This window comes from Hyphomicrobiales bacterium, from assembly GCA_016710435.1.
Classification (GTDB): domain Bacteria; phylum Pseudomonadota; class Alphaproteobacteria; order Rhizobiales; family Aestuariivirgaceae; genus Aestuariivirga.
Window position 1 is genome coordinate 1 of record JADJVV010000021.1, and the last position, 5213, is coordinate 5213.

Consider the following 5213-nt stretch of genomic DNA (forward strand, 5'->3'; position numbering starts at 1 on the left):
GTTATCCATGACGCCATCTATGTACCGCCAGTTACAGCGGAGCAATTCGCATACGCCTCAGCACCAGGAGACAACGAACCGCATCCGTGCCCGCTGGCCAGGGGACGCAACGCTGTCACTTCCATTCGTGAACGTCGGCAGCCTGGGCAAGATGAGCGCGCCAGAAGCACGACTCGCAGCCGGCGCATACGACCGACCGCCCAAACAGATAACGATGAAACCAGAGCCGCCGCCCGTAGAGCCGCCGCCTTCGTTCCAAGTCCCCGCACTGGCGCATATTCTCGATTCGTCGTCGCGCCAAGAACTGGCAATCGGTTACGATTCGACAACTGGCGACATTGCCAAGTGGATACCGACCGAACAGTCTCACCTGCGCATCCACGGTGCGACGCAGAAGGGGAAAACGCAGTTTGCAATCGGTCTAGTTGCCGCCATGCTGTCGCAGCAATGGCAGGTGTTCATAGCCGACAGGCGCAACTTCAAAGACTGGTCAATTGCCGATTCCCGCGCCGAACTGGTAGACGCCCGCCGCCCAGAGGCTTTCTTGGATGCGCTAAAAGCCGTCCATGCGGAATACGAGCGACGCGAGAAATTGCTAGGTGAGCATGGTGCACGGGATATCGACCAACTGCGCAGCGGTATTCGCCCGCCACGTCTTGGCGTGATCCTGGAGGAATACGGGGCGCAACGGGTAGCAGCCAACACTAGCGGATGTATGGCAGAGATTGACGCTATCCTTGCAATACTGGCAAGCGAGGCCGCCGCCGATGGTATCCACCTGGTGGCAATTGACCAACGCCCGGTATCGTATCATCCGACCGTCAAGGCAAACACGGCTCCGGTCGTATTCAATTTGCCGGAAGGTTCAGGCGGCGCATCCGGTTACTGGAAAGCGCACAAGCTCCCCCGGTTCACATTCTTTTGGGACGGCGGTATCTTCCGGTCCGTGCCAGCTTCTGTCGACTTTGAGAGTGTCATGGTGCGTCGGTCTCCGCCACGCTACCCGGCGCTGATGGGGAAGCGTTCCAACGTTCCTGAAGCGATGGCCGATGTGTATCTACCAGAGGTAGAACGCCCAGGAACGGCAGCGAACGTGGTGCAGAACGTTCCAACAGGAACGGACGAATCAACCCGCTGGGATGCGGTTGTTGACGCATGGTTCGCCGTCCATCCAGAAGCATTGTTCGGACCGGCAAAGGGAATCTCCGACCTTGCCCGTGCGATGTGTGCGGACAATGAAGGCGGCAGCACGGACAATTACGAAGCGTACAAAGGCCGTGCGCATCCGCTGTTTCATGCGTTCCGAGAGAATATCAGACTTCCATCCGGCGACCGTCTTGGCACCGACATCGCCGCCGAGGTGACAGCGTGATAGACATCCTCCGCTGCACTTGACACCCTCTCCGGTTACATCCGCCACGGTAGATTGCACCGGTTCACGTTCAGAGCCGCCACCGGCGCCCAGGTGGAACGCATCCTGCGCAGCTACGGCGTGCCGCAATACGGGCGTGGTATCCTGCGCAATGGCGACCGAACGTTTCTAGTCCCCGCAAGACAAGCAGCCTGGGCAGAGTATCTGCTCATCCGCTCCGACATCCCGCTGACATCCCGCCGCATCAATCGACGCCACAAGGCCGGCGCCATGCCGCAAGCCTGGGGAGTCGGCGTGCGACATCCGTCGTTTGTGGCACGGATTGCGAAGTGGATGGGAGTCTAACGGCGTGGGAGTTGACTCCTATGCCGCGCTTTTTTGTTTGTTTGGTATAGAACATAACTTCTATATTGACAACGGACAATATCAATGATAGAATAGAGACATGATGAATATCCGAACGGCTGACAGAAGTGAAGTTGAGAAGTTTCAACTGTATAGCTCCGACAATGCCGGTGAGGAATTCATCGTTGTCGAGCAGAACGCCGAGATCGTCGGCTACGCTCAATTCAACAGTGGCCGTGAAGATGCGCAAATCTTCTTCATGGAAAGCAACGCCACGGGTGCAGGTCGGGCAATGATTGAATGGTTCCAATCCGAGTTTGTGGAAGTCGGCGCCATGAACGCAGTCGAAACCGCCCGCAGCTTCTACGCCAAGTTTGGCTTTAATGATGTCCGCAGCAATGGCTGGGCTGGACAAGTCGATATGTTCTGGTACGCGGAGGAATGATGGCTAAAGAAGAAAAGAAGGACGAAGGCAAGGGGAAAAATATCGTTGATCTCTTGCAGAATTTTGTGTCCGACGTGAAGAAGGAACAGGCCAAGCAAGAGAAGAAAGAGGAGGCCAAAAAAAAGTGAACATTCTTTCCACCGCCGAAGCTCTCGAGTCGCTGAATAAGCGGCTTCAAAAGCCCATCACCCGCCAACTGTTTGCGCAGTCCATCGCCCCGGTCCTGGTGGCGACCGGCTACGCTCGCAAGATCGGGCGCGATCTGGCGATTGACGGCGACGCGTGGTCGGGCTGGTGGGTGGGCTACTTGGCGCTGCGCGAGCGCAAGATAGCCGACGGCACATGGACGGCCAGCGCGCGTACTCAGCAAATGAAGCGGAGGATTATCGTGATGGAATTTACGACGAGGATTGAACGCCACCCGGCAGGCAGATGCCGGGAAGGAATGAGAAGATGAGAGGCCAAGAAGTGAAAATGTCCGCCACTGTGACAGTAGCGGATGTGTGGGAAGAAGGAGACCGTGTTGGTGAGGTCGTCACCAACACGACGACCGGAGAAGAAATTTTCGTAGCGGAAGAAGAGGCCGCAGCGCCGATTCGTCACGACGCCTGGTATCAGGCGGCTCGCGCGGGATGGATCACCGGATGGACTGGTGTTATCCAGAGCAGGGAGTAGCCCCCCCCGCCGCCCAACCGCATACACTCCACCCAAGACCGGCTCCAACCGGTCTTTTTATTTCACCAGCCAAGGCCGCCACGCCCGCCACACATCCACAACCTGCTCAGCCGTCACGGTCCCCGATAGCAGCGCCAGTGTAGCCGTGCCACGCCCGTTGTGCATACCAAACGCATCCAGTATCGTCGCTGAATAGGTTTTGACGGTAGGCATTGACAGTCCCATCGCAGCGCCAACCTCAGCCAGTGACAGTCCCGCCGTGATGAGGATGAGCGCCTGGGTTTCGCGTTCGGTCAATCGAGACAGCGGCGGAGCGCACACCGTAACTGGGGTGACAATCACATCGACTGTATTTCGTTGCCGTTGCGATGCTCGATGCGGAACGTCCGCTTGACCGCTATTGCCCACCACGCCCACCCCAGGCTTGCGGCGCCAAGTTCCACGACCGTCAACGGCCAGATGAGCATCTCTCTCGTAATCCAGTTCATGTCCCGAATCGAAACGGCCAGCAGCAGCAGCCACAAGGCGAACAGAGAGAGCGCAGCGATTGCGAGCGGCGCATGGGTCACTCGGACGTATTGACCCCGCACTACCCATAGCGTAGACATCCCCACGGTGATAAGCGCAAACAGGCTCAAATGAGCCACAAGGCGAAATAGTGTAGAGTCCATGCTACCCCCCGCGAAACAACAGAATCAGAATCAGGATCAATATCGCAGCGTTGGCGATTGACCATGCTGCTATCGTGTGCAGATTGACGCCAATCCTTGAGTCTGTCTCGTTGTGTTCTCTGGCGTGTAGCACGTTTTCTAGTTCACCAAGCCTACGGAGGACGTAGGATAGCTCGTCGACTCGACCCGACACCTCGTTTAGCTCACGTTCCGACACCCGTCGCTTCCCGTCCGTAGCGTACTTGTCACCCTCTGCCGCCTCGCTCAGCACGTTGTATTGCGCCTGCAATTGCGCCAACTCTCGGTGCAGAAACGGTAGGTTTTGAGGGTCTAAGGTCACAAGGTCCGCCCACGAACAATTGTAATCGGCGCACGTTTATCTACCGTTTATGCGCCGCTCTGCGCTGCTTCAAGCGCCGCTACCCGTTCCGCCAGATTCGACACGGCCATCAGCAGGTCGCCGACGACCGTAATAACCGATAGCGACTTCCCGGCTGGATGCTCCGCGTCCCGGTCCATGCCATAGCGCGGCGCATAGTCCACCACCACGCCGGAGAACTCCTCCCCGTTGAACGACCCCGATTTGTAGGTGAATCGCCGCACCGCCTCCGCACCGGCCCGCACCGCTGCCAGCACGTCGTCAATCGCTATCGGCTCGCCTGCGATGTCCTTGCTGTCCAGGCTGGATGTCTGTGCGCCAACGACGGTCCCCGCGGTATCGTTAGCGTTTACCGGTAGATTGACATCTATGCGCAGCACGCCGGAATCATCCGGCCAAATCCAGTATGTTTGCCCGCCCTTGTCGCGCAAGCCCAAAGTTCCCGCCGCCGGCGTCGATGCGTTTGTGTTTCTATCGGCGAGAATGCGCCCGCCCGCCAACGCGCCATTGTCGAATGGCGACATGGTTAGCTGGCTTACATTCGACAGAACCTCCAGTCTCATCCGCTCCTGGCCAGCGTAGGAGGCCGACAGGACAGCGACCGATGTCGATGCGGGCGCACCAAGTGCCAACGCCTTCTGCGTCGTTCCGGTTGGCGAAATGTTGTTCGGCCCGGTGAACAGATTCGCTTCTGTGATGATTGCGAACCGACTCGCATTGACGCGCCTGTCTTTGTCCGTGCTGCCGGCGCTTGCATCGTAGATGTGCATCATGTCACCCGCTACCGGGTCCGTGCACTCGTTCAGGTTTTCAACGTATCTAGTCATTTTTCACCCCATCCGTCACCTTAGTTACGGCAATCTTACCCAGTACCTGACGCAGAATCAGGATAGCGCCCTCTTGTCGCAAGCGTGACGCCTTGATAGTTTCCTCTTGCTGTATCAGGTCGGTCAATCCCTCTTCCAGATTAGCGAGCATCTGTCGGATCTCATCCTCGCTCATGCTGTCGCCTCTGGCACGCCCGGGAATAGCCCAGGTCGCGCCGCTTGCATACCTTCGATGTAATCAAGCGCCGCCTGCAGATGACCTAGCAGCGCCGTTTGACTGTCGAGTAGCCCCGCTGTTGCCGCCTGATGATAGGCCGCTACTGTGGCAAGGTCGCCGTCAATCAGCCGTGACCCCAGCTCCGCATACATGCCAAGCGCCACGCTCACAGCCCGGTACGCTACCGCCACCTGCGACAGCAGATCCCGTTGCGCCTGTTTGTACTCCGCCCAGGTCGGCTCACTTTCTGGATTGTCCGTATCAATTACGTATTGACTCATG

10 protein-coding genes are annotated in these 5213 nt (G+C 58.0%); 5 read left to right on the plus strand and 5 right to left on the minus strand.

Translation table 11 applies throughout. The features are described 5' to 3' along the window. The first annotated feature begins 19 nt into the window (after window positions 1-19). From IPM06_19605 to IPM06_19625, 5 genes are all read left to right on the plus strand, one after another. Window positions 20-1372 (plus strand): hypothetical protein, encoded by a 1353-nt coding sequence (locus IPM06_19605; protein ID MBK8772612.1) that lies wholly within the window; start codon window positions 20-22, stop codon window positions 1370-1372. Window positions 1373-1465: 93 nt separating this feature from the next. Next, window positions 1466-1717: a hypothetical protein gene (locus IPM06_19610; protein ID MBK8772613.1), complete on the plus strand. Its 252-nt coding sequence runs from the start codon at window positions 1466-1468 to the stop codon at window positions 1715-1717. A gap of 100 nt (window positions 1718-1817) precedes the next feature. Next, window positions 1818-2162: a GNAT family N-acetyltransferase gene (locus IPM06_19615; GenBank protein ID MBK8772614.1), complete on the plus strand. Its 345-nt coding sequence runs from the start codon at window positions 1818-1820 to the stop codon at window positions 2160-2162. 124 nt (window positions 2163-2286) lie between these two features. After that, window positions 2287-2619: a hypothetical protein gene (locus IPM06_19620; protein ID MBK8772615.1), complete on the plus strand. Its 333-nt coding sequence runs from the start codon at window positions 2287-2289 to the stop codon at window positions 2617-2619. Continuing rightward, on the plus strand, window positions 2616-2837 hold the full coding sequence (locus IPM06_19625) for a hypothetical protein (GenBank protein ID MBK8772616.1): 222 nt from the start codon (window positions 2616-2618) through the stop codon (window positions 2835-2837). Before IPM06_19620 ends, IPM06_19625 begins: the two co-directional genes overlap by 4 nt. A 57-nt stretch (window positions 2838-2894) precedes the next feature. Here IPM06_19625 and IPM06_19630 read toward each other — a convergent pair whose 3' ends face one another. From IPM06_19630 to IPM06_19650, 5 genes are all read right to left on the minus strand, one after another. Next, window positions 2895-3134, minus strand: coding sequence for a response regulator transcription factor (locus IPM06_19630; GenBank protein MBK8772617.1), 240 nt, complete (start codon window positions 3132-3134; stop codon window positions 2895-2897). A gap of 41 nt (window positions 3135-3175) precedes the next feature. Next, window positions 3176-3508, minus strand: coding sequence for a hypothetical protein (locus IPM06_19635; protein MBK8772618.1), 333 nt, complete (start codon window positions 3506-3508; stop codon window positions 3176-3178). 387 nt (window positions 3509-3895) lie between these two features. Beyond that, window positions 3896-4660, minus strand: a complete 765-nt coding sequence (locus IPM06_19640) for a hypothetical protein (protein MBK8772619.1) — start codon at window positions 4658-4660, stop codon at window positions 3896-3898. A 46-nt stretch (window positions 4661-4706) separates the two neighbouring features. Next, window positions 4707-4889: a hypothetical protein gene (locus IPM06_19645; protein ID MBK8772620.1), complete on the minus strand. Its 183-nt coding sequence runs from the start codon at window positions 4887-4889 to the stop codon at window positions 4707-4709. Continuing rightward, the coding region (locus IPM06_19650; GenBank protein MBK8772621.1) for a hypothetical protein at window positions 4886-5213 on the minus strand (328 nt) is incomplete at its 5' end. The genes IPM06_19645 and IPM06_19650, both read right to left, overlap by 4 nt.

Excerpts from the sequence above, each read along its gene's own strand:
- IPM06_19605 (MBK8772612.1), top strand. The coding sequence starts at position 20 with ATGTACCGCCAGTTACAGCGGAGCAATTCGCATACGCCTCAGCACCAG.
- IPM06_19615 (MBK8772614.1), top strand. The coding sequence starts at position 1,818 with ATGATGAATATCCGAACGGCTGACAGAAGTGAAGTTGAGAAGTTTCAA.
- IPM06_19625 (MBK8772616.1), top strand. The coding sequence starts at position 2,616 with ATGAGAGGCCAAGAAGTGAAAATGTCCGCCACTGTGACAGTAGCGGAT.
- IPM06_19635 (MBK8772618.1), bottom strand. The coding sequence starts at position 3,508 with ATGGACTCTACACTATTTCGCCTTGTGGCTCATTTGAGCCTGTTTGCG.
- IPM06_19640 (MBK8772619.1), bottom strand. The coding sequence starts at position 4,660 with ATGATGCACATCTACGATGCAAGCGCCGGCAGCACGGACAAAGACAGG.
- IPM06_19645 (MBK8772620.1), bottom strand. The coding sequence starts at position 4,889 with ATGAGCGAGGATGAGATCCGACAGATGCTCGCTAATCTGGAAGAGGGA.